The sequence below is a fragment of the Chloroflexota bacterium genome, from assembly GCA_014360805.1.
Lineage (GTDB): Bacteria > Chloroflexota > Anaerolineae > DTLA01 > DTLA01 > DTLA01.
In genome coordinates, this window is the sequence record JACIWU010000021.1 from 23,830 (window position 1) to 42,498 (window position 18,669).

The 18,669-nt window shown below is 65.6% G+C and carries 18 protein-coding genes; 17 read left to right on the forward strand and 1 reads right to left on the reverse strand.

Features of this window, described 5'->3' with window-relative positions:
* Positions 1-428: 428 nt before the first annotated feature.
* The 7 genes from H5T65_05400 (at position 429) to H5T65_05430 (ending at position 6,387) form a co-directional block, all read left to right on the forward strand.
* Positions 429-1,640 (forward strand): DUF362 domain-containing protein, encoded by a 1,212-nt coding sequence (locus H5T65_05400; protein ID MBC7258662.1) that lies wholly within the window; start codon positions 429-431, stop codon positions 1,638-1,640.
* Positions 1,627-2,292 carry a PHP domain-containing protein gene (locus tag H5T65_05405; protein ID MBC7258663.1) on the forward strand — a complete coding sequence of 222 codons (666 nt, stop codon included), beginning with the start codon at positions 1,627-1,629 and terminating at the stop codon, positions 2,290-2,292. The genes H5T65_05400 and H5T65_05405 overlap by 14 nt, the downstream gene beginning before the upstream one ends.
* A 29-nt stretch (positions 2,293-2,321) precedes the next feature.
* Positions 2,322-3,317, forward strand: a complete 996-nt coding sequence (locus H5T65_05410; protein MBC7258664.1) for a PrsW family intramembrane metalloprotease — start codon at positions 2,322-2,324, stop codon at positions 3,315-3,317.
* A 170-nt stretch (positions 3,318-3,487) separates the two neighbouring features.
* A complete protein-coding gene (locus H5T65_05415; GenBank protein MBC7258665.1) occupies positions 3,488-4,138 on the forward strand; it encodes an MBL fold metallo-hydrolase in 651 nt (216 codons plus the stop codon).
* Positions 4,139-4,777, forward strand: coding sequence for a tetratricopeptide repeat protein (locus tag H5T65_05420; GenBank protein ID MBC7258666.1), 639 nt, complete (start codon positions 4,139-4,141; stop codon positions 4,775-4,777).
* 6 nt (positions 4,778-4,783) lie between these two features.
* Positions 4,784-6,076, forward strand: coding sequence for an insulinase family protein (locus H5T65_05425; protein MBC7258667.1), 1,293 nt, complete (start codon positions 4,784-4,786; stop codon positions 6,074-6,076).
* Positions 6,077-6,084: 8 nt separating this feature from the next.
* Positions 6,085-6,387: a hypothetical protein gene (locus H5T65_05430; GenBank protein ID MBC7258668.1), complete on the forward strand. Its 303-nt coding sequence runs from the start codon at positions 6,085-6,087 to the stop codon at positions 6,385-6,387.
* Positions 6,388-6,471: 84 nt separating this feature from the next.
* Here the strand turns inward: H5T65_05430 and H5T65_05435 are convergent, their stop codons facing one another.
* A complete protein-coding gene (locus H5T65_05435) occupies positions 6,472-6,765 on the reverse strand; it encodes a hypothetical protein (GenBank protein ID MBC7258669.1) in 294 nt (97 codons plus the stop codon).
* A 201-nt stretch (positions 6,766-6,966) separates the two neighbouring features.
* Between H5T65_05435 and H5T65_05440 the strand changes: the two genes are divergently transcribed.
* The 10 genes from H5T65_05440 (at position 6,967) to H5T65_05485 (ending at position 18,663) form a co-directional block, all read left to right on the forward strand.
* Complete coding sequence (locus H5T65_05440; protein MBC7258670.1) at positions 6,967-7,392, forward strand: DUF3887 domain-containing protein; 426 nt, start codon at positions 6,967-6,969, stop codon at positions 7,390-7,392.
* Positions 7,393-7,464: 72 nt separating this feature from the next.
* Positions 7,465-8,322: an alpha/beta fold hydrolase gene (locus tag H5T65_05445; protein MBC7258671.1), complete on the forward strand. Its 858-nt coding sequence runs from the start codon at positions 7,465-7,467 to the stop codon at positions 8,320-8,322.
* Positions 8,323-8,535: 213 nt separating this feature from the next.
* On the forward strand, positions 8,536-9,486 hold the full coding sequence (locus H5T65_05450) for an ATP-binding cassette domain-containing protein (protein MBC7258672.1): 951 nt from the start codon (positions 8,536-8,538) through the stop codon (positions 9,484-9,486).
* A gap of 9 nt (positions 9,487-9,495) precedes the next feature.
* Positions 9,496-10,758, forward strand: coding sequence for an ABC transporter permease (locus H5T65_05455; GenBank protein MBC7258673.1), 1,263 nt, complete (start codon positions 9,496-9,498; stop codon positions 10,756-10,758).
* Positions 10,759-10,788: 30 nt separating this feature from the next.
* Entirely contained in the window at positions 10,789-11,991 is a 1,203-nt protein-coding gene (locus H5T65_05460; protein ID MBC7258674.1) for an ABC transporter permease, read from the forward strand.
* Positions 11,992-12,246: 255 nt separating this feature from the next.
* Complete coding sequence (locus H5T65_05465; GenBank protein MBC7258675.1) at positions 12,247-13,197, forward strand: hypothetical protein; 951 nt, start codon at positions 12,247-12,249, stop codon at positions 13,195-13,197.
* Between the two features lie 108 nt (positions 13,198-13,305).
* Positions 13,306-14,733 carry a 4-hydroxy-tetrahydrodipicolinate synthase gene (dapA, locus tag H5T65_05470; GenBank protein ID MBC7258676.1) on the forward strand — a complete coding sequence of 476 codons (1,428 nt, stop codon included), beginning with the start codon at positions 13,306-13,308 and terminating at the stop codon, positions 14,731-14,733.
* Between the two features lie 12 nt (positions 14,734-14,745).
* A complete protein-coding gene (fae, locus tag H5T65_05475) occupies positions 14,746-16,221 on the forward strand; it encodes a formaldehyde-activating enzyme (protein ID MBC7258677.1) in 1,476 nt (491 codons plus the stop codon).
* Positions 16,222-16,245: 24 nt separating this feature from the next.
* The gene (locus H5T65_05480; protein ID MBC7258678.1) at positions 16,246-17,016 is read left to right on the forward strand and encodes a carbon-nitrogen family hydrolase; all 771 of its coding nucleotides are present in this window, start codon (positions 16,246-16,248) and stop codon (positions 17,014-17,016) included.
* 372 nt (positions 17,017-17,388) lie between these two features.
* Positions 17,389-18,663 (forward strand): cysteine desulfurase, encoded by a 1,275-nt coding sequence (locus H5T65_05485; protein ID MBC7258679.1) that lies wholly within the window; start codon positions 17,389-17,391, stop codon positions 18,661-18,663.
* The last annotated feature ends 6 nt before the right edge of the window (positions 18,664-18,669 follow it).

Here is an 18,669-nt window from a genome sequence, read left to right on the forward strand (position 1 = left end):
GGGTGGCGCTTTCTGTCAAGATGGTGGGGAGGGGGTAAAGACCCCATGGCCTCTATAACCGCCAATAACGCTCATCCACGCAAATGGGGAACGGTAAGGGCAGGTTTCCATACCTGCCCCTCTGCCCCCGGCGGCTGTGGAAAGCCGCCCTACAGTGAATTTCCCATTCGTGTGGATTCGTGTTATTCGTGGATGGCTCTCTGGGGCGGGGATGGGTGAGGTGAACCCTGCGCGGCCATTCGCACCTTTCGTGTCCCGCTCCCTCGGTGAACGAATTGTAACCTGCCGGCGCCGCCAATGTCATCGGATTTTCATCAGGCGCGTGTACAATGGCATAGGCGCGTCGCGCGGCGTTTGCCCGCGCCCGCGGTTCCATGTATACTCATACAGAGCACCAAGACCTTTGCAGCATTTGGAGGACAACGAACATGAGCAACTCGCAATTTCCTGGCCGCGGCAAAGTGGCCGTTTTACGCACCACTCCCGAGACCGTCCTGGAAGACTACCGCCGCCTGATGCAACTGGCGGGGTTTGAGCAGGCCCTCCCGAAGGACAAAGAGACCCTGCTCAAAATCAACATCTCCTGGCAGCAGTGGTATCCCGCCTGCTCCACCGCGCCCTGGCAATTGGAAGCCGTCATCCGCACGCTGCTGGACGCCGGCTATCGCGACCTCATCGCCGCGCACAACCGCACGGTGGTGGTGGACGCCTACGTGGGCGAGCGCAACAACAAGCACAAACTCGTGGTGGACCGCTACGGCCTGCGCAACGTCCACCTGTACGAGCCCCAGGTGGAGTGGATCGTGTACGAGCCGAAGACCCCCATGCTGGTGCTGGACAAGGTGTATCCCGACGGCATCAAGATTCCCAAGATGTTCATTGGGAAGAACATCGTCCACCTGCCCACCGTCAAGACCCACGTGTTCACCACCATCACGGGGGCCATGAAGAACGCCTTTGGCGGGCTGCTGTCGGAGCGCCGCCACTGGACCCACAGCGTTATCCACGAGACCGTCGTGGACCTCCTGGCCATCCAGCAGGAGATTCACACCGGCATCTTCGCCGTGATGGACGGCACGTTCGCCGGCGATGGCCCTGGGCCGCGCGCCATGAACGTCCACGAAAAGAACATCATCCTGGCCTCGGCGGATCAGGTCGCCATTGACGCCATATCCGCCAAGTTGCAGGGGTTTGACCCCATGTCGCTGAAGTTCATCCGCCTGGCCCACGAGCGCGGCCTGGGCGTGGGCGACCCGCGCGAGATAGAGATCGTCGGCGACGACATCTCGGGCGAGAACTGGCATTTCGTTACGGGCGAGACCTTCGCCAGCCGCGGCCAGAAGATGATCTACCACGGCCCCCTGAAGCCGTTTGAGAACCTGCTGCTGCGCAGCCCCATCGTGCCCTGGTCCTACATCGCCTCGCGGGCCTACTACGACGGGCTTTGGTACCCTCTGGTGGGGCACAAGCGGGTCCAGGAGGCGCTCAAGACGCCGTGGGGGCGGCTGTTTGAGCGGTACGGCGACGTCCCTGCGGTAACCGATCCGCTCTACGATCCCAAGAAGGCCGGCCTGGGACTCGCGGGGCTTGCCGCTGTGTTGGCGGGGCTGGCCATTTGGAGGAAGCGTGGCCGCAAGTGAGATTTGGCGCGCAGACCTCCACCTGCACACGCACTACTCGCGGGATTGCGCGGTCAGTCCGCGGCGACTGGTGGAGGTCGCCCGCGAGCGCGGCCTTTCGCGCATCGCCGTAACGGACCACAACAGCATAGAGGGCGCGTTGGAGGCGCAATCCATCGCGCCCGATTTCGTCATCGTCGGCGAGGAGATCAAGACCGACAGCGGCGAATTGCTGGCGTATTTCATCCGAGAGCGGATTCCCCCCGGCCTTTCGCCCGAGGAGACCATTCGCCGCATCCGCGAGCAGGGCGGCGTCGTTGGCGTGTCGCACCCGCTGGACCAACTGCGCCGTGAGGCGATGGGGCGCGACGTGCTGGCCCGCGTGCTGCCGCTGATAGATTGCGTGGAGGTTTTCAACGCGCGGGTCGTCCTGCCGGGGGACAATGCGCGGGCCCAGGCGCTGGCCCGCGAGCGCGGCCTGCCCGGGACAGCGGGAAGCGACGCGCATTCGGTATACGAGGTGGGGCGGGCCTATGTGGAACTGCCGCCCTTCGCGGGACCTCAAGACTTCCTTGCATCGCTGCGACAGGGCAGGGCGGTGGGGCGACTGTCTTCGCCGCTCGTGCATCTGATCAGCACCGTCAACAAACTGCGGAGACGGGGCGCGCGCTAGCCCCGTTCCGCTTTCAAGAGGAGGCGACCATGGCCGCCGAAGTTACAGCAAGCATCCTGGCTGCCGTTGCCCCGACCATCGTGTACGTCCTCATCATCTGGTGGTGCGACCGGTACGAGAAGGAGCCGATTCTGCTGCTGGCGGCGGCCTTTATCTGGGGCGCGGTGCCGGCCATCTTGCTCTCCCTCGGCGCCGAGATCGCATTGGATGCGCCTCTGTCGGCCTACTCCGACCTGGCGCGCGACCTGGCTTCCGCGTCGCTTGTCGCGCCGATTGTGGAGGAACTCGCCAAGGCCATCGCCCTGTACCTCATCTACCGCCTCTTCCGCGACGAGTTTGACGGCGTGCTGGACGGGGTCATCTACGGCGCGCTCGTGGGGTTCGGCTTCGCCATGACCGAGAATTTCTTCTACCTGATGCACGAGGCGACCTCCGGGGGCTGGGAGAGTTTCGGCGTGCTGGCGGCGCTGCGCACCATCGTCTTCGGGCTGAATCACGCGTTCTACACCGCCTTCACGGGGGCGGGGCTTGGCTACGCCCGCAACGCGACCAATCGCCTGGCGAAGGGGGCCGTGCCCGTGCTGGGGCTGCTGGTGGGGATGGGCTTCCACGCGGTGCACAACCTGGGGGCCACCCTATCGGGCGAGACGCTGGCGGCCATCGGCATCAGCCTCATCGGGGACGCGGGTGGCGTGCTCATCGTGATCGGCATCCTCGTGCTGGCGCTGCGCCAGGAGCGCCGTTGGATCGCCGAGGAACTGCGCCCCGAAATCGGCATCCTGCTGACGGTGGACGAGTACCGCATTGCCCAGTCCCCCTTGCGGCGGCTACGGGCGCAGGGCAAGGCCGCGGCCTCCAGGAACCTGGCCCACGGCCGCAAGGTCGCCAAGTTCTACCGCCTGCTGGCCGAATTGGCCTTCCGCCTCCATCGCTACCGCCACGGGCGCGCCTCGGCCAAAGACCTGCGCGCCATTCCCCGCCTGCGCGAGCAAATCGCCCACCTCCGCTCTGGGATGGCCTCCTGACTGCAGACAGGCGTTGCGCGAACCCGTCTCGGTTCCAAAGTCTGCGGGTCGGGTGCGTCGCGCCTTGGTCGCCAACGCAAGACGGAACCGAATCGCGAACCCATCCCGATTGTCAACACGCGGCCCTGACGGTATAATGCGCTTGTAGCGCATATCCTGGAGGCTTGGTCATGGACATCATCTGGTACGGGCACGCGTGCTTTCGCATCAAAGACCGCACGGCGACGATCATCACCGACCCGTTTGACAAGAGCATCGGCCTTTCGCCCACCGGCTTGAAGGGCGATATTGTTACCATCAGCCACCCGCACCCGGGGCATTCCAACGCGAAAGCCGTCAGGGGCAATCCGTTCGTCGTAGACGGGCCGGGCGAGTACGAAGTCAGCGGCGTCTTCATCACCGGCATCTCGTCGTTCCACGACGCCCGCAACGGACGGGAATACGGCAAGAACACCATTTTCGTCTTTGAGATGGAAGGGCTGCGGGTGTGCCATCTGGGGGATTTGGGGCACATTCCCAGCCAGAGCCAGGTGGAGGCCATCGGCGACATCAACGTCCTCCTCGTGCCTGTGGGCGGCGGGGCTTCGTTGAAGGCGTCCCAGGCGACCGAGGTGGTGAGCCTGCTGGAGCCGAGCATCGTGATCCCCATGCACTACCGCTTGAGCGGGCTGACCATGAAACTGGACCCGGTCGGCAAATTCCTGAAGGAGTTAGGCATCGCGTCGGCGGAGGAGCAGGACGCGCTGAAGGTTTCGGCCAGCAGCCTGCCCGAGGAGACGCAGGTCGTGCTCCTTCGGCCCAAGTTGGAGAACGGAGACTAGATGAACCGGTTGCGCGTTGGGCTTGTGGGGATATGCCTGGCGGCGCTGCTGGCGGGGTGCGGCGGGGGCGCGCCAACGGTGGACGTGCCCGCCGTGAAGCAGGAGGCGCAGCAGGCCTACGAGGCGGGCGACTATGCCCGCGCGGCAAGCCTGCTCGCCACGGCGGTGGCCGCTGCGCCCAACGACGCCGAGACGCATTTCACGCGGGGCCGCGCCCTTGCCAACTTGGGCGATTGGGACGGCGCCGCCGCCGAGTTCCGCGAGGTCATCCGCCTGAACCCCGATGACGCCGACGCGCACTCCAACCTGGGCGGGGTGTACTACGAGCAGGGGCGTTTTGCCGAGGCGGTGCAGGAGTTCCGCAAGGCCGTGCTCCTGGAACCGAAGGACGCGGTCTTCCACTACAACTTGGGTGCGGCATACGCCCAGCAGAATTTGCTGAACGAGGCGCTGGGCGAGTTTCTCGCGGCCCGCCAGTTTGACCCCAACCTGGCCGAGGCATACCTGGGGATGGGTTCCATCTACGCCCTCCAGGGCAAGACCCAGGAGGCGCGAGAGGCCTTGGAGCGCGTCCTGGAACTCAGCGACAACCCTGCCGTGCGGGCCGAGGCCGAGCGGCAACTTCAAACTTTGAGGTGAATCCGAATGAAGATAGAGAACGTCGCAGAGACCACGCGGAAGATCACGCTGGACAACGGGCTGCGCATCTTCGTTACCGAGGTGCCCCACACGCGGGCCATCTCGGTGGGGTTCTTCGTGGCGGTGGGTGCGCGCTACGAAAGCGACCTGATCGCCGGCGCATCCCATCTCATTGAGCACATGATGTTCAAGGGGAGCCGCAAGCGCCCGACTCCAGGGGCCATATCCCTGGCGCTGGAGTCGGTCGGCGGCATGATGAACGCATCCACCGGCAAGGAACTGACCATCTACTACGCTAAGGTCCCCTGCGAACATGGAGACCTGGCGCTGGATGTGCTGGAGGACATGATCCGCTACCCCATCTTTGACCCCGTGGAGTTGGAAAAGGAGCGGAGGGTCGTCGTGGAGGAAATCCGCATGCTCGTTGACGACCCGCAGAGTTGGTCGCACCTGCTGCTCACGCAGGAGGTGTTTCCGCGCCATCCGCTGGGCCGCGACATCGCCGGCAGCATTGAGAGCGTGCTGGCGATCCGCCGCGAGGACCTGTTGGACTACATCGCGCAGAACTACGGCGCGCCCAACGTGGTGGTGAGCGTGGCCGGACGGCTGGACGGGCAGCAGACGGTGGAACGGCTGGCGCGCGCCCTGGAAGACTGGCCTGTGAAGCCCGTGCCCTCCTTCGTCCCCCTGCGCGGACAGCAGAAGAAGCCGCGCGTGAGGGTGGGCCGCCGCAAGACCGAACAGGCGTATCTCAACATCGCCGTGCGTTCCATCCCGCGCGTGCACCCAGACCGCTTCAACCTCCTGGTGATGAACGCGGTCATGAGCGAGGGGATGAGTTCGCGCTTGTTCCAAGAGGTGCGCGAAAAGCGCGGCCTGGCCTACAGTGTGGACTCGTGGTTTGGCCTGTTCCGCGACGGGGGTATCTGGGGCATTAGCGCGGGCGTGGACCCCAAGCGGCTCACCGAAGCCTACGACGCGATCCTCGGAGAGTGCGCGCGCATCCGCGAGGAACTCGTGCCGGAAGATGAGTTGACAAAAGCGAAGGAGCAGGTCAAGGGCCGAGTGGTCCTGGGCCTGGAGGACAGTTTCGCCATTGCCTCGTGGTGGGGCAGGGCCGAGGCCCTCAACGAACCCCTGATGACGGTGGACGAGGTCCTGCAAGCGATAGATAAGGTGGAAGCGGAGGAGGTTCGGCGACTGGCGGGGCAGTTGATCCAGCCCAGCCGCATGAACGTAACCCTCGTCGGCGCGTTTGGGCCGACGGTGAAGAAAGAACTCCTGGCGCGCCTGGAGTAGGGGGAATCATGGCAATCAAAATCCTGATGACGTGGGACATCCGGCCGGACAAGGAAGCCGAGTACTTTGAGTTTGTGTCCAAGGAGTTTGCGCCGACGCTGATGCGCCTGGGGGTGCAGCCGACAGAGGCCTGGTACACCGCCTATGGCGACGGCCCGCAGATTCTCACCGGAGCCGTCGCGCCAGACCTGGAGTCCATGCGCGAGGCGATGAACAGCGAGGAGTGGCGCGATCTGAAGGCCAAACTCCTTCGTCTGGTGGAGAACTACGAGCAGAAGTTCGTGCACGACTCCAGCCGCTTCCAGTTGTAGACGGTTGGCGCGCGGGCGTCGCGAGCAAAGAAAAAGGCCCCGCTCTTCACGGGGCCTCGCTTGCGCATCAGGAGCCGGGCGGCGTCAATCCGCTTTGGCGGTGTCTCCGCTCTTGGCCGACTCGGTGGCCTTCTCGCCGTTCTTGCCGCGGCCGTTGTTGCCGTTGCTCTTGGACTCCCCCGGAACGGCGGTGGGTGAGGTCGCGCGGTGATCCGTAACGTAGAACCCCGACCCCTTGAAGATGATGCCCACGGGTTGGAGCACGCGGTGCACGTGCCCGCCGCAATCTGGACAGGTTTTCAGAGGGTCTTCGGTGATGCGTTGCACGCGCTCAAAGCGGATGCCGCACACATCGCATTCGTACTCGTAGATGGGCATGCCTGAATCACCTCTCTTTCACCTGCGCTGTCGTGCAGTGCGTGTGTATCTATAATTGCCAACAACACAGTATATGCACTTTTCCCGATTTTTGCAAATTCGGCCCTCGCCGGGGCGCTTTGACGCAGCGGGCGGCGTATGGCACAATGATTTTTGGACTGCTGAAGCCATGCTTTAGCAGTCCATAGGAGGGGTTATGCGATGAGACGATGGTGGATGGTTGCTTCGCTTTTGGCTTCGGGGATGCTGCTCCTGGGCGCATGCGCTCCCAAGGCCACGCCCACCCCCGCGCCCACGCCCCCGGTCGGGGATTTGGAGGCGGCGGCTCGCTACTTCACGACCCTGCTCGGCGATGGCAAATACGCCGAGGCCGCGGCCATGTTTGACACCCAGATGGCGGCGGCGTTCCCCGTCGCCAAACTCAAGGCCACTTGGGAGGAAGTCATCCGCAATGTGGGCGCGCTCCAGGGCATCAAGGAAGTGCGGCTGACCAGCGAAATGGGCTACCGCATTGCCTATGTGGCGTGCGACTTCGCCCGCAACCCGCTGGACATGAAGGTCGTGTTTGACGCCGAGGGGCGCATCGCGGGGCTGTGGTTCGTGCCGCCGGGAAGCGGGGGCACTTGAAGAGCGCCGGACTACGCTGACCCCGCCGCCTTCGCCGAGACGGGGGTTGCCATCGCCGATGGCGACTGCCCGTTGCCGGCGACGCTGACCATGCCCAACGGCCCGGGGCCATTCCCCGCCGTCGTGCTGGTTCACGGCTCCGGCCCCAACGACCGGGACGAGTCCATCGGCCCCAACAAGCCGTTCAAGGATTTGGCGTGGGGCCTGGCCACGAGGGGCGTCGCCGTGCTGCGCTACGAGAAGCGCACGAAGCAGTGCCCAGCGCAGATGATGCAGTCCATGTCCACGCTCACGGTCAACGAGGAGGTCGTGAACGATGCGCTGGCGGCGGTGGCGTACCTGCGCGGGGTACCGGCCGTTGACCCCGACAGGGTCTTCATCCTGGGGCACAGCCTGGGCGGCACCGTGGCCCCGCGCATTGCCGCGCGCGACCCGCGCCTGGCGGGGCTGATCCTGCTGGCGGCCAGCAATCGGAACCTGGCCGACCTGATGGTGGAGCAGAACGAATACCTGGCCACGCTGGACGGCACGGTTACGGCCGAGGAGGCCCAGGCGCTGGACCAACTCTGCAAGCAGGTGGAGCGGGTCAAGGCGCTGGACTTCAAAGAAGGCGAGGTGATCCTGGGCGCGGGCCGGGCGTACTGGGCCGACATCCTGGCCTACGATCCGGTCGCGACCGCGCGGTCGTTGACGGTGCCCATGCTCATCCTGCAGGGCGAGCGGGACTACCAGGTTACGCGGGTGGACTTCGCGGCGTGGAAAGACGGGCTGGCGGGCCGGGCCGGGGTGCAGTTCAAGTCCTATCCCGCGCTGAATCATCTGTTCATCGCCGGCAGCGGGCAGCCCAACCCGGGCGAGTACGATGTGCCCGGCAACGTGGCCCGCGAGGTGGTGGACGACATCGCGGCGTGGATTGCGGGCCTGCCGTAGGCGCGGCTCATCGCGCCGGCGAGCCTGCGCGAGCGGAGCAGGCATTCGCAGAGCGGTCGCGCGTTGATCAGCACTCTCACCGACATGACGGTGTTCACTGCCAAGACCGCGGAGCGCAGAGGCGGCATGATGTGGGCCTCCGCCTCTGCGCGCCTCGCAGCGAGTCGGGCGGTAACGTTCGTGAAGTGTCGGTATGCACATGAGGAGGGATGAATGACAGCCATAGTTCAAGTGCGGAATCTTTCCAAGCGGTACATGCCCGAGAACGTCCTGGCGGTGGACGATGTCTCCTTTGAGATTCAGCAGGGGGAAATCTTCAGCCTGTTGGGGCCGAACGGCGCGGGCAAGACTACCACAATCTCGGTGTTGAGTTGCCTGCTCGCCCCCACGGCGGGGGACGCCTTTGTGGCGGGCCATTCGGTCGTCCGCGAGCCGATGGAGGTCAAGCGCGTCATCGGGGTCGTGCCACAGGAGATCGCCCTGTACAACGTGCTGAGCGCGCGCGAGAACCTGGTGTTCTGGGGGCGCATGTACGGGATGGGCGGCCAGGAGTTGGCACGGCGCGTGGATCAACTGCTGGAACAGGTGGGGCTGGCCGACAGGGCCAAGTCCAGGGTTGGCACCTTTTCCGGCGGGATGAAGCGCAGGCTCAACATCGCCGTGGGACTCTTGCACAAGCCGCAGATCGTGTACATGGACGAGCCGACGGTGGGCATAGATCCGCAAAGCCGCCGCAATATCCTGGACATGGTCAAGGCGCTCAACCGCGAGGGCATGACGGTGCTCTACACGACCCACTACATGGAAGAGGCGCACGAACTGTCCCATCGGGTGGGAATCATGGATCACGGCAAGTTGATCGCGCTGGGCACCCAGAAGGAACTCACCCAAAAGGTGGGCGAGTACGAGACATTGCGCCTGCACCTGGGCGAGGATCAAGATCCGGCGCCGCTGGCCGAGGCCTTGCGGGCCGTCCCGGGCATCGTCCGGGTCTCCACGACCGACCGCGAGATTGTGCTGATCGTCCCCGAAGCCGAAGACGCCCTGCCGCCTGCCATCACAAAGGCCAACGAACTGGGCGTGAAGGTGCGCTCGGTGGACATCCAGGAGCCGACCCTGGAAACCGTCTTCTTGCACCTGACGGGCCGGGCGTTGCGGGATTAGGAGGCGACGATGCGGAAGATTCTCAACGTCGCATGGAAAGACCTGGTTACCACATTCCGCGACCCCACGGCGCTCATCGTCATGCTCGCCGCGCCCTACGCGCTCACGCTCGTCATGGCGTTTGCGTTCGGCGGCTTGAGTGGCGGTGGAGGTGGCCTCAGCGGAATCCCCGTGTTTGTGGTGAACTGCGACAAGGGTGAGTTTGGCAGTTTTCTCCAGCAGACGTTCCAGTCGCCGGAGTTGGGCGACCTGCTGGATGTTACGGTAACGACGGACGAAGCGGCGGCGCGCGCGACGGTGGACGCCGACAAGGCCGCGGCGGTGGTCATCATCCCCGCCGACCTGACAGAAAGCATCGTGCCGTCGGGCCTTGCCAGCGGCGACCCGTCTGCGCTGGCGAATCGCCCGCAAAGCGTCGTGGAAGTGTACTCCAATCCGGATAGGCCCGTCAGTTCCAGCATCGTGCGCAGCATCGTGGATCAATTCCTGAGCAGGGTATCGGCCGGCGCGGTGGGCGGACAGGTGGCCGTGGCGCAGTTGATGGCGAACGGTCTCCTTGCGCCGCAGGAGGCGCTGTCCAAGGGGTTGGAGATCGGGGAGCGGGCCGCCCGCCGGGCTGCGGAAAGCCGCCTGATCGCGATACAGGGCGAGACCGCCGAGAAAGAGTCGCAGGCGGGGTTTGACTGGCTCACCTACATGGCCCCCAGCATGGCGATCCTGTTCCTGATGTTCACGGTGAGCAACGGTGGCAAAACCCTGCTGGCCGAGCGCGATTGGGGCACGCTCCCCCGTCTGCTCACAACGCCGACGTCCACCTTTCAGGTGCTGAGCGGCAAGGTGTGCGGCATCTACCTGACCGGCTTGGCCCAGATGGGCATTTTGCTGGTGGCCAGCAGGCTCATGCTTGGGGTGAAGATGGGCCCCCTCTCGGCGGTGGTGCCGGTAACGTTGGCGCTGGTCGCGGCGGCCACCGGCTGGGCGCTGGTTTTGGCCGCCTACGCCCGCACGCCAGGCCAGGCCAATCAGATGGGCACCATCCTTTCGCTGGCCTTCGGCGGGCTGGCCGGCAACTTCTTCCCGCGCCAGGCCCTGCCCCAGTGGATACGCACGGTGTCGCTCATCACGCCCAACGCCTGGGGGTTGGATGCGTTCGGCAAGTTGACGGCGGGCGGGGCACTGGGCGACGTGCTCGTGCCCATCGCCGGCCTTCTCGTGTTGGCGGTGGCGTTGTTCCTCGCGGCGTCCGTCCTGTTCCGCCGCCAGTATGCGTGAGTCGGATTGGAGTCTCGCAGGGAGATGGCAATGCGCAAACTGATTTCTATCGCATGGCTGGACTTCAAGATGGGGTTCGCCGACAAGTCGGAGTGGGTCTTCTTCCTTGTCCTGCCCGTGATGTTCACGCTCATCCTGGCCGCTACCATGTCGGGCGGGAGTTCTGGCGGCGACAATCGCTACGTGCTGGCGGTCGTGGATGCGGATCGCAGCGCCTTGTCGGCCCAACTGGCCGAGGCCCTGGCGGCGTCGGATGTGGTACGGCCGGTGCCTAAGGCGCGGGACGAGGCGGACGCCCTGGTCAAGGACGGTAAAGTTCCCGCGGCCCTAGTCATTCCTGCGGGCTTCGGCGAGGCGCTGATGGCCGGTCGGCCGTCGGCCCTCACGCTGAGCAAAGCGCCGAACGACACACGCGCCCTTGCCGTGGAGCAGGCCGTGCGCACCGCGGCCGATCGGGTGAGCAACGCCGTCGTCGCGGCCAACGCCAGCGTGGCCGAGGCCGAGAGGGTGCGCCCCTTCGCCGATGCAACCGCGAAGCAGGCCTATTTTCTGCAAGCGCTGACGATGGCGCAGGAACTGCTGGCCGATCCGCCGGCTCGCGTGGAGACCACGTATGCTCCGGAGGTCATCCGTACCAGCGCCAGTCCCGCCGAGCAGTCGTCGGTCGGACAGTTGATCACGTGGGTATCTATCCCCCTCATCGGCATTGCGGGGATCTTCATTGAGGAGCGGCGGCTGGGGACGCTGCGTCGCCTGCTGGCGATGCCGGTTGCGCGGGCCACCATCCTGGCCGGCAAGATCGGCGGTCGGCTGATACACGGCATGGTGCAGATGACGCTGCTCATTCTTTTCGGCGCGCTCATCTTGGGCGTCAACTGGGGGCGGTCGCCGCTGGCGCTGGCGGTGATGATGCTCGCCTTCGCGCTGGCCTTTGTGGCCTTCGGCGTGCTGGTGGGCACCATCGCCCGAACGCAGAGCCAGGCCAACTGGATGGCCATCAGCAGCGGGATGCTGATGGCGGCGCTGGGCGGCGCGTGGTGGCCGCTGGAAATCACGCCGAAGGTGTACCAGCAGGTGGTGAGGATATTCCCGACGACGTGGGCGATGAGCGGCTTCAGCGACATCGTGGTGCGCGGGCAGGGGATCGGCGGCATCCTGCCGGAGGTCGGGGTGCTTCTCGCCTTCGCCGCGGTCTTCTTCGGCGTGGGCCTGTGGTACTTCCGGTACGAGTAGCGGCGCTTCGCCGTCGGCTGTCGCCGCCCGACTCGGCTCCAAACTCTGTTGGTCGCGGCATGGGTGCAGGTGCGACGCACTTCCGGCAGCGCACCGCGCCTGCACCCCAACGCAATAGAATCGCGCCCGCCGCCCGTCGGATTGACACACCCCATCGGGCATGGTATACTGCGCCCGAACGTTGCGCTCTCTTCTTCACCTCCGCGGGAATTTGCGGCAAAGAGGCCAGTAAATATTGCGAAGGAGGATTGACAAATGAATATGGATCGCGTCGCCAAGATGATGGAGAGGGCGGGCATTCCCGGTCGGGATGCCTACGACCTCCCGTCCAGCCCCAAGCGCTTCCCCGATGGCGCTCACTACCGCATGGAGATTTCCGGCGTGGAGCGGCCCAACGTGTTGGAGGCGCTTGTTGATGAGATGAACCGGCGCAAGATTCCCATCCACCGGGTCATCTCCGTCGTCATGGGCGCCACGCTCCTGGACCGCGCGGAACTTCGCGACTTCGCCCAGATTGCCGCCGCGAACCAACTGGAAGTCATCCTGACGCCCGGCCCGCGCGCCGCGTGGGACGTGGGCCGACAACTGGTTACGCCCGAAGGCGGCCTGTCGGGCTTGCGCTATCGCGGCTCCGACCAACTCCGCTACGTGATCACCGACATCCTCACGTGCATTGAACTCGGCTTCCGCGGGTTCCTGGTCATTGACGAGGGCCTGCTGTGGCTGCTCAACGAACTGCGCAAGGCCGGCGAAATCCCCAGCGACGTAACGTTCAAGGTCTCCATCTACGCGGGGCACGCATCGGCAGCGGGCGGCAAGGTGCTCCAGATGCTCGGCGCGGGGACCTTCAACCCCGTGGGCGACTTGAGCCTGCCGCAACTGGCCTCCATCCGCCAGGCGGTGGACATTCCGATGGACCTGCACATCTACCTGGCGGAATCCTTCGGCGGGTACAACCGCTTCTACGACGGGGCCGAGATGGCGCGGGTCTGCGCGCCCTGCTACTTCAAGATAGAACCCGGGCCTGCCTGCGCCGCCGGGCCGGGGGCGCTGTACAAGCCCTGGACCAGCCCCCAGGCCCTGGCCGACTTCGCCCGCGAGAAGGTGAAGTACGCGGAGATCATCCACACCCTAATCCAGGAGAACCAGCCCGACCTCATCCTGTCCAAACAGGGCTGCAAGGGTCTGGCCATACCGAAACCGTAGCCTGTCCTATCGTTCCCCGCGGGCGCGCAGAATGCCGGACGCGGCCATCGGGTGGGCCGCCGGTATCCTCTGCGCGCCGTGCGAGACACCAAAAACGGAGGTTCCCGAATGCCTGCAAAACTGCCGTGGCTGCGGGGCGTCTTCCCCGCGCTGGTAACGCCTTTCACCAAGGACGAGGAGGTGGACGAGGCGGCGCTGCGCGCGCTGGTGCGCCACCTGCTGCCCCACGTGGACGGGTTCGTCCCCTGCGGCACCACGGGCGAATTTCCGTACATGACCCCCGACGAGCAGAAGCGCGTCATCGCCATCGTCGTGGACGAGGTCGCCGGGCGCAAGCCCATCATCGCCGGCACCAGCGCGGCCGGCACGAAGGAGACCATCCTCCTGGCGCGCAACGCGAAGGAAGCCGGCGCCAACGCTTGTCTCGTTGTTACGCCTTTCTTCCTTCACCCGTCCGACAAAGGCATCTACCAGCATTTCTACGACGTGGCGATGGCGGTGGACATCCCCATCATCCTGTACAACATCCCGCAGGTGGTGGACGCTTACCTGCCGCGCAACGTCGTGGAGGACCTGTCGGACATTCCCAGCATCGTGGGAATCAAGGATTCTTCGGGCAACCTGACCTACACCATGGAGATTCTGGAAATGGTGCAGGGGCGCATAGATGTCTTCATCGGCCACGACGAGGTGGTGCTGCCGGCCCTGGCTGGCGGGTGCACCGGCATGATTCTGGCCAGCGCCAACGTGTACCCCGAGGTGTGGCAGAAGGTCTATGCGGCGGTGCAGGAGGGCCGCATAGACGAGGCCCGCGCCCTCCAGCGGAGCGTGCAGAAACTGTCGCGCATCTTCTGTCGCTACGGCGGCGGCCTGGCCGTGAAGCAGGCGCTGAACATGATGGGGATTCCGGTGGGCAAGGCGCGGCGCCCGCTCAAGGTGGGCGGCAGCCTGACCCACGAGGACCGCGCCGAGATTCAACTGGAACTGGAGCGCCTGGGCAAGATCGCCCCCGCGGAAGACCCCTACGCGCCGCCGACGGGGCCTGTCGCCGAACGGTTTGGCGCGTTGGACATCTCCGCTGAGCAGGTGCGGGCAGAATCGCTGCGAGTGGGCACCGGAGCGGCTGGCGCCGAGCCGGAGAACGCGCAGATAGACCTCATCGCCGGGCCGAAGGACGGGATTGTGGGCGAGGTGTTCGCGCTGCAACTCACCTACCCGCGCCACGGCTACGAGGCGCTCACCACCATCCTAGAGCCGAACCTGACCGTGCGGCCGTCCACGCTCATCGTCCCGACGGCGGAACTCAAGAACCTGCGCCAGGCCAACATGATCTACGGCCCCACCCAGGCCGCGGTGGCCCGCGCCATCGTGGATGCCCTAGAAGACGGCACGATTCCCCAGTCGGCCATGGACACGCACGTGATGCTGGTGCAGGCCAGCGTGCACCCCAAAGCCCTGGACCGCCACGCCCTGTACCAGGCGGTGCTCGCGGCGGCGGGCGCTGCCATCCGCCAGGCGTTTGGCGCGAACCGATAAGGAGAGTCCCCTATGTCAAAGAAACCCGAATGGTTCAAAGGAATCTTCCCCGCCCTGGTTACGCCCTTCACCAAGGACGACCGGGTGGATGAGGCCGCCTACCGCGAACTCATCCGTTACGTCCTGCCCCACGTGAACGGGATCGTTCCCTGCGGCACCACGGGCGAGTTCGTGTACATGCTGGAGGACGAGCGCAAGCGGGCCATTGAGATCGCGCTGGACGAGGTCAACGGGCGCGTGCCCGTCGTGGCCGGCACGGCCTACCCGTCCACCCGCGAGACCGTCAAGATGACCGCGTGGGCGAGGGACGCCGGCGTTACCGCCGCCCTTGTCGCCGCGCCCTACTACCTGAAGCCGTCGTTCAACGAGGTGTACGACCACTACGAGGCGCTGAACAAACTGGGCGTGCCGCTCATCCTGTACAACATCCCCCAGTGCGCCGGCACCCACTACCAGTGGTGGACGACGGAGGGCATGGCGTATCTGGACAACGTGGTGGGTATCAAGGATTCCAGCGGCGATATGCCCTACCTGATGGCCGTGTTTGAGAAGGTGCGGGGCAAGATCGGCATCTTCACCGGCCACGATGAGATCGTGCCTGCTGCGCTGGCGATGGGGGCCGATGGCGCGATTCTGGCCAGCGCCAACGTCATCCCCGACGTGTGGCAGACCATCTACAAAGCGGTGCTGTCGGGCGACCTGGCGACGGCCCAGACCCTCATGGCGCGCATCCAGCGGTTCGTGCGCATCCTGGCCCGCCAGGGTCCGACCCAGGCGGTGAAGGAGGCGCTCCAGTTGTTGGGGCTTCCCATCGGCGATTCGCGCCACCCGATGATGAAGGGCGACGCCTTCCGCCGGGAGGACTACGAGGAGGTGCGGGGCGTGCTGGAGGAGTTGGGCAAGATTCCGCCGCGCCCCATGACCTACCATCTGTACGCCGGCGCGCCGGGGGTCCAGGGGCAGTTCCCGAAGCCGCCCGCCGCGCCCTCGGAAGTCCGCGATATGACGCTCCTGGTGGGCGAGGGCTTCGCCGGTCCTCCGTTCTCGGAACTGGCCCACATTGACCTGCTCATCGGGCGCAGGGACGGCCCGGTGGGCAAAGCCATAGAGCGGGCGCTGGCCGAACCGCGCCCCGGCCACGAACTGCGCATCATCTTTGAGCGCCCGCGAACGCTCCTGGTGCCCACCGTAACCGTGAGGACGAAGAAGCAGGCGGAGATGGTGTACGAGCACGCTGCAGGCGGCGTCGTCATGGCGCTGGAGGCGCTGGTCAAAGACGGCACGCTGCCGGCGGCCCTGCTGGACGACATCGTGCTCATCGCCAACGTCTTCGTCCATCCGGGGGCCAGCAACCGGTGGCGGGTGCGCATCAACAACTTTAAGGCGATGAAGGCCGCCACGCGTAAGGCGCTGGAAGGCCGCCCGACGCTGGACGAACTGATCGCGGAAAAGGAGTCGGCGCGGCACCCGTTCCGCTACGCGCCGTAGGGTGTTGCCATGCGTGCCGTCCGTGTGACCGCAATCCAGATGCACATTGCGGCGGGCGACCTGGCCGGCAACCGCCGCCGCATGGCCGAACTGACGCGGCGCGCGCTGGACGAGGGGGCGCGCCTGGTGCTGCTGCCGGAGCTTGCCGCCTGCGGCTACGACTGGCCCCGCCTGGACGCGCTGGCCGAGCCGCTGGACGGCGCAACGACCGAGGCGATGGCGGGCCTGGCCGCCCGCTATCGCGCCTACGTGGCGTGGGGTATGGCGGAGCGCGAAGGTTCTCGCTTCTACAACACCCTGGCGCTGGCCGGCCCCGACGGGAAACTTCTGGCCCGCTACCGCAAGGCGCATCTGATTCCCCTGCTGCGCGAGCCGGACTATTTCACTCCTGGCGATGAGGTCGTCGTTGCGGCGACGGACGTCGGGGTCCTCGGCCTGGCGATTTGCTACGACCTGCGCTTCCCCGGCCTGTTCCAGCGCATGGCGGCGCACGGCGCAGAGGTGTTGCTGGTGGGCGCGCAGTGGCCGCAGGCGCGGGCCGAACACTGGCGCATTCTGACGGTGGCGGCGGCGCTGCAAAGCCTGGCCTTCCTCGTGGGCGCGAATGGGGTGGGCCTTTGCAACGGCGAGGCGCTGGCGGGGCGAACGGTCGTGGCGTCGCCGTGGGGCGAGCGCGTGGCCGAGGCGGGCGTCGCGGAGGAAATCCTGTGCGCCGACGTGGACCTGGACGATGTGGCCAAGGCGCGGCGAAAACTGCCCGTCGGCCAGGGGCAGCGGCCGGAGTTGTACCCGTAGCGCGGGGGTTGTAACCGCGAATAACGCGAATTTGGAATGCTGAAGCCGCGCTTCAGCATTCCAGATTCCGCTGTGAGGCTCGGTTGCATACTCGGATAGGGAACGTGCGACGCACTTCGGAAGTGCATCGCTCGTTGTCTCCCGCCCGTCACTGCGAGCGGAGCGAAGCGATCTTCGGGGTTGTAAACGCGAATAACACGAATCGGCACGAATGGGCATTCCTCATCTGCGTGCCCCCTCTTCCCTGCCAGCGGGGAAAGAGGGGGCTGGGGGGTGATGGGGTAGGCCCGGCGCGAGCACTCGCCCCTTATGATGTTGTCGCGGTCGCCTATGCGCGGTATAATGTTTCCGCACTGTGCCATTGGAGATGAGATGATGGACATAAACCGCATTCGCGCCGACTTTGAGCCGCTTGCCCGCGAGCGCAACGGCAAGCCGCCGATTTACTTTGACAACGGGTGCATGACGCTCCGCCCGCGCCCGGTCATTGACGCCATGTGCGCGTACTACACCCAGTTTCCGGCGTGCGGAGGCGCGGGCCGCAGCCACCACTGGTTCGCCCAGGAAACCAACGAGCGCGTGGAAGCGGCGCGCGAAAGCATCCGCCGCTTTGTCAACGCGGCGCACTCCGACGAAATCCTCTTCACGCGCAACACCACCGAGGGCATCAACCTGGTGGCCCGCACCTTCCCGTTCCAAAAGGGGGACGTTATCCTCACCACGGACAAGGAGCACAACTCCAACCTGGTCCCCTGGCAATACCTGGCGGCCCGAATCGGCGTGGAGCATCGCGTCGTTCCCGTGCGCCCGGACAACACCTTTGACCTGGACGCGCTGGAATCGGCGCTGAAGGACCCGCGCGTGAAACTGGCCGCCTTCGGGCATGTGTCCAACCTGGACGGGGTGGAGATTCCCGCGCAGGAGATCATCCGCATGTGCCACGCGCGCGGGGTCCAGGTGCTTCTGGATGGCGCGCAGAGCGTGCCGCACCAGCGGGTGGACGTGCAGGCGCTGGGGGTGGATTACCTGGCATTCTCGCTGCACAAGATGTGCGGCCCCAGCGGCGTAGGCGCGCTGTACGTCCGCCGCGAGCATTTCGCCCGCATGGACAACTTCCTGGTGGGCGGCGACACCATCCGCGACACATGGGTGGATCGCCCACCCGACTTCCTGCCCCCGCCCTACAAGTACGAGGCGGGTTTGCAGGACTACGGCGGACGGATAGGCGCGGGCGCGGCGGTGGAATACCTGGAGCGCCTGGATATGCAGGCCATCCACGAGCACGAGGTGGCCCTGAACCGCTACCTCACCGAGGGCCTGGCGCAGTTTGAGGAACTGGAGATCATCGGCCCGCCCGAGCCGGAGAAGCGCGGCAGCATCGTCTGCTTCTTCACCAAGAAGCCCGGGCTGGGCCTGCTGGCCGACATGCTGGACGAGCGGAGCAACATCATGGTGCGCGCGGGCATGTTCTGCGTCAACTCGTGGTTCAACGCCCGTCGCATCAGCCGGAACGTTACCGCGATACGCGTCTCGCTGTACATGTACAACACGCTGGACGAGTGCAAGGTCTTCCTGGATACCGTGCGCGTAATCCTTGCAGAACCGATGTTTGAGGGGCTGCCCATACTCCCCGTGCGGGAACCATAACTGCGC

What these genes read in the sequence shown, in the direction of transcription:
- H5T65_05400 (MBC7258662.1), top strand. Translation starts at nt 429, where the DNA reads ATGAGCAACTCGCAATTTCCTGGCCGCGGCAAAGTGGCCGTTTTACGC.
- H5T65_05410 (MBC7258664.1), top strand. Translation starts at nt 2,322, where the DNA reads ATGGCCGCCGAAGTTACAGCAAGCATCCTGGCTGCCGTTGCCCCGACC.
- H5T65_05415 (MBC7258665.1), top strand. Translation starts at nt 3,488, where the DNA reads ATGGACATCATCTGGTACGGGCACGCGTGCTTTCGCATCAAAGACCGC.
- H5T65_05420 (MBC7258666.1), top strand. Translation starts at nt 4,139, where the DNA reads ATGAACCGGTTGCGCGTTGGGCTTGTGGGGATATGCCTGGCGGCGCTG.
- H5T65_05425 (MBC7258667.1), top strand. Translation starts at nt 4,784, where the DNA reads ATGAAGATAGAGAACGTCGCAGAGACCACGCGGAAGATCACGCTGGAC.
- H5T65_05430 (MBC7258668.1), top strand. Translation starts at nt 6,085, where the DNA reads ATGGCAATCAAAATCCTGATGACGTGGGACATCCGGCCGGACAAGGAA.
- H5T65_05435 (MBC7258669.1), bottom strand. Translation starts at nt 6,765, where the DNA reads ATGCCCATCTACGAGTACGAATGCGATGTGTGCGGCATCCGCTTTGAG.
- H5T65_05440 (MBC7258670.1), top strand. Translation starts at nt 6,967, where the DNA reads ATGAGACGATGGTGGATGGTTGCTTCGCTTTTGGCTTCGGGGATGCTG.
- H5T65_05450 (MBC7258672.1), top strand. Translation starts at nt 8,536, where the DNA reads ATGACAGCCATAGTTCAAGTGCGGAATCTTTCCAAGCGGTACATGCCC.
- H5T65_05455 (MBC7258673.1), top strand. Translation starts at nt 9,496, where the DNA reads ATGCGGAAGATTCTCAACGTCGCATGGAAAGACCTGGTTACCACATTC.
- H5T65_05460 (MBC7258674.1), top strand. Translation starts at nt 10,789, where the DNA reads ATGCGCAAACTGATTTCTATCGCATGGCTGGACTTCAAGATGGGGTTC.
- H5T65_05465 (MBC7258675.1), top strand. Translation starts at nt 12,247, where the DNA reads ATGAATATGGATCGCGTCGCCAAGATGATGGAGAGGGCGGGCATTCCC.
- dapA (MBC7258676.1), top strand. Translation starts at nt 13,306, where the DNA reads ATGCCTGCAAAACTGCCGTGGCTGCGGGGCGTCTTCCCCGCGCTGGTA.
- fae (MBC7258677.1), top strand. Translation starts at nt 14,746, where the DNA reads ATGTCAAAGAAACCCGAATGGTTCAAAGGAATCTTCCCCGCCCTGGTT.
- H5T65_05485 (MBC7258679.1), top strand. Translation starts at nt 17,389, where the DNA reads ATGATGGACATAAACCGCATTCGCGCCGACTTTGAGCCGCTTGCCCGC.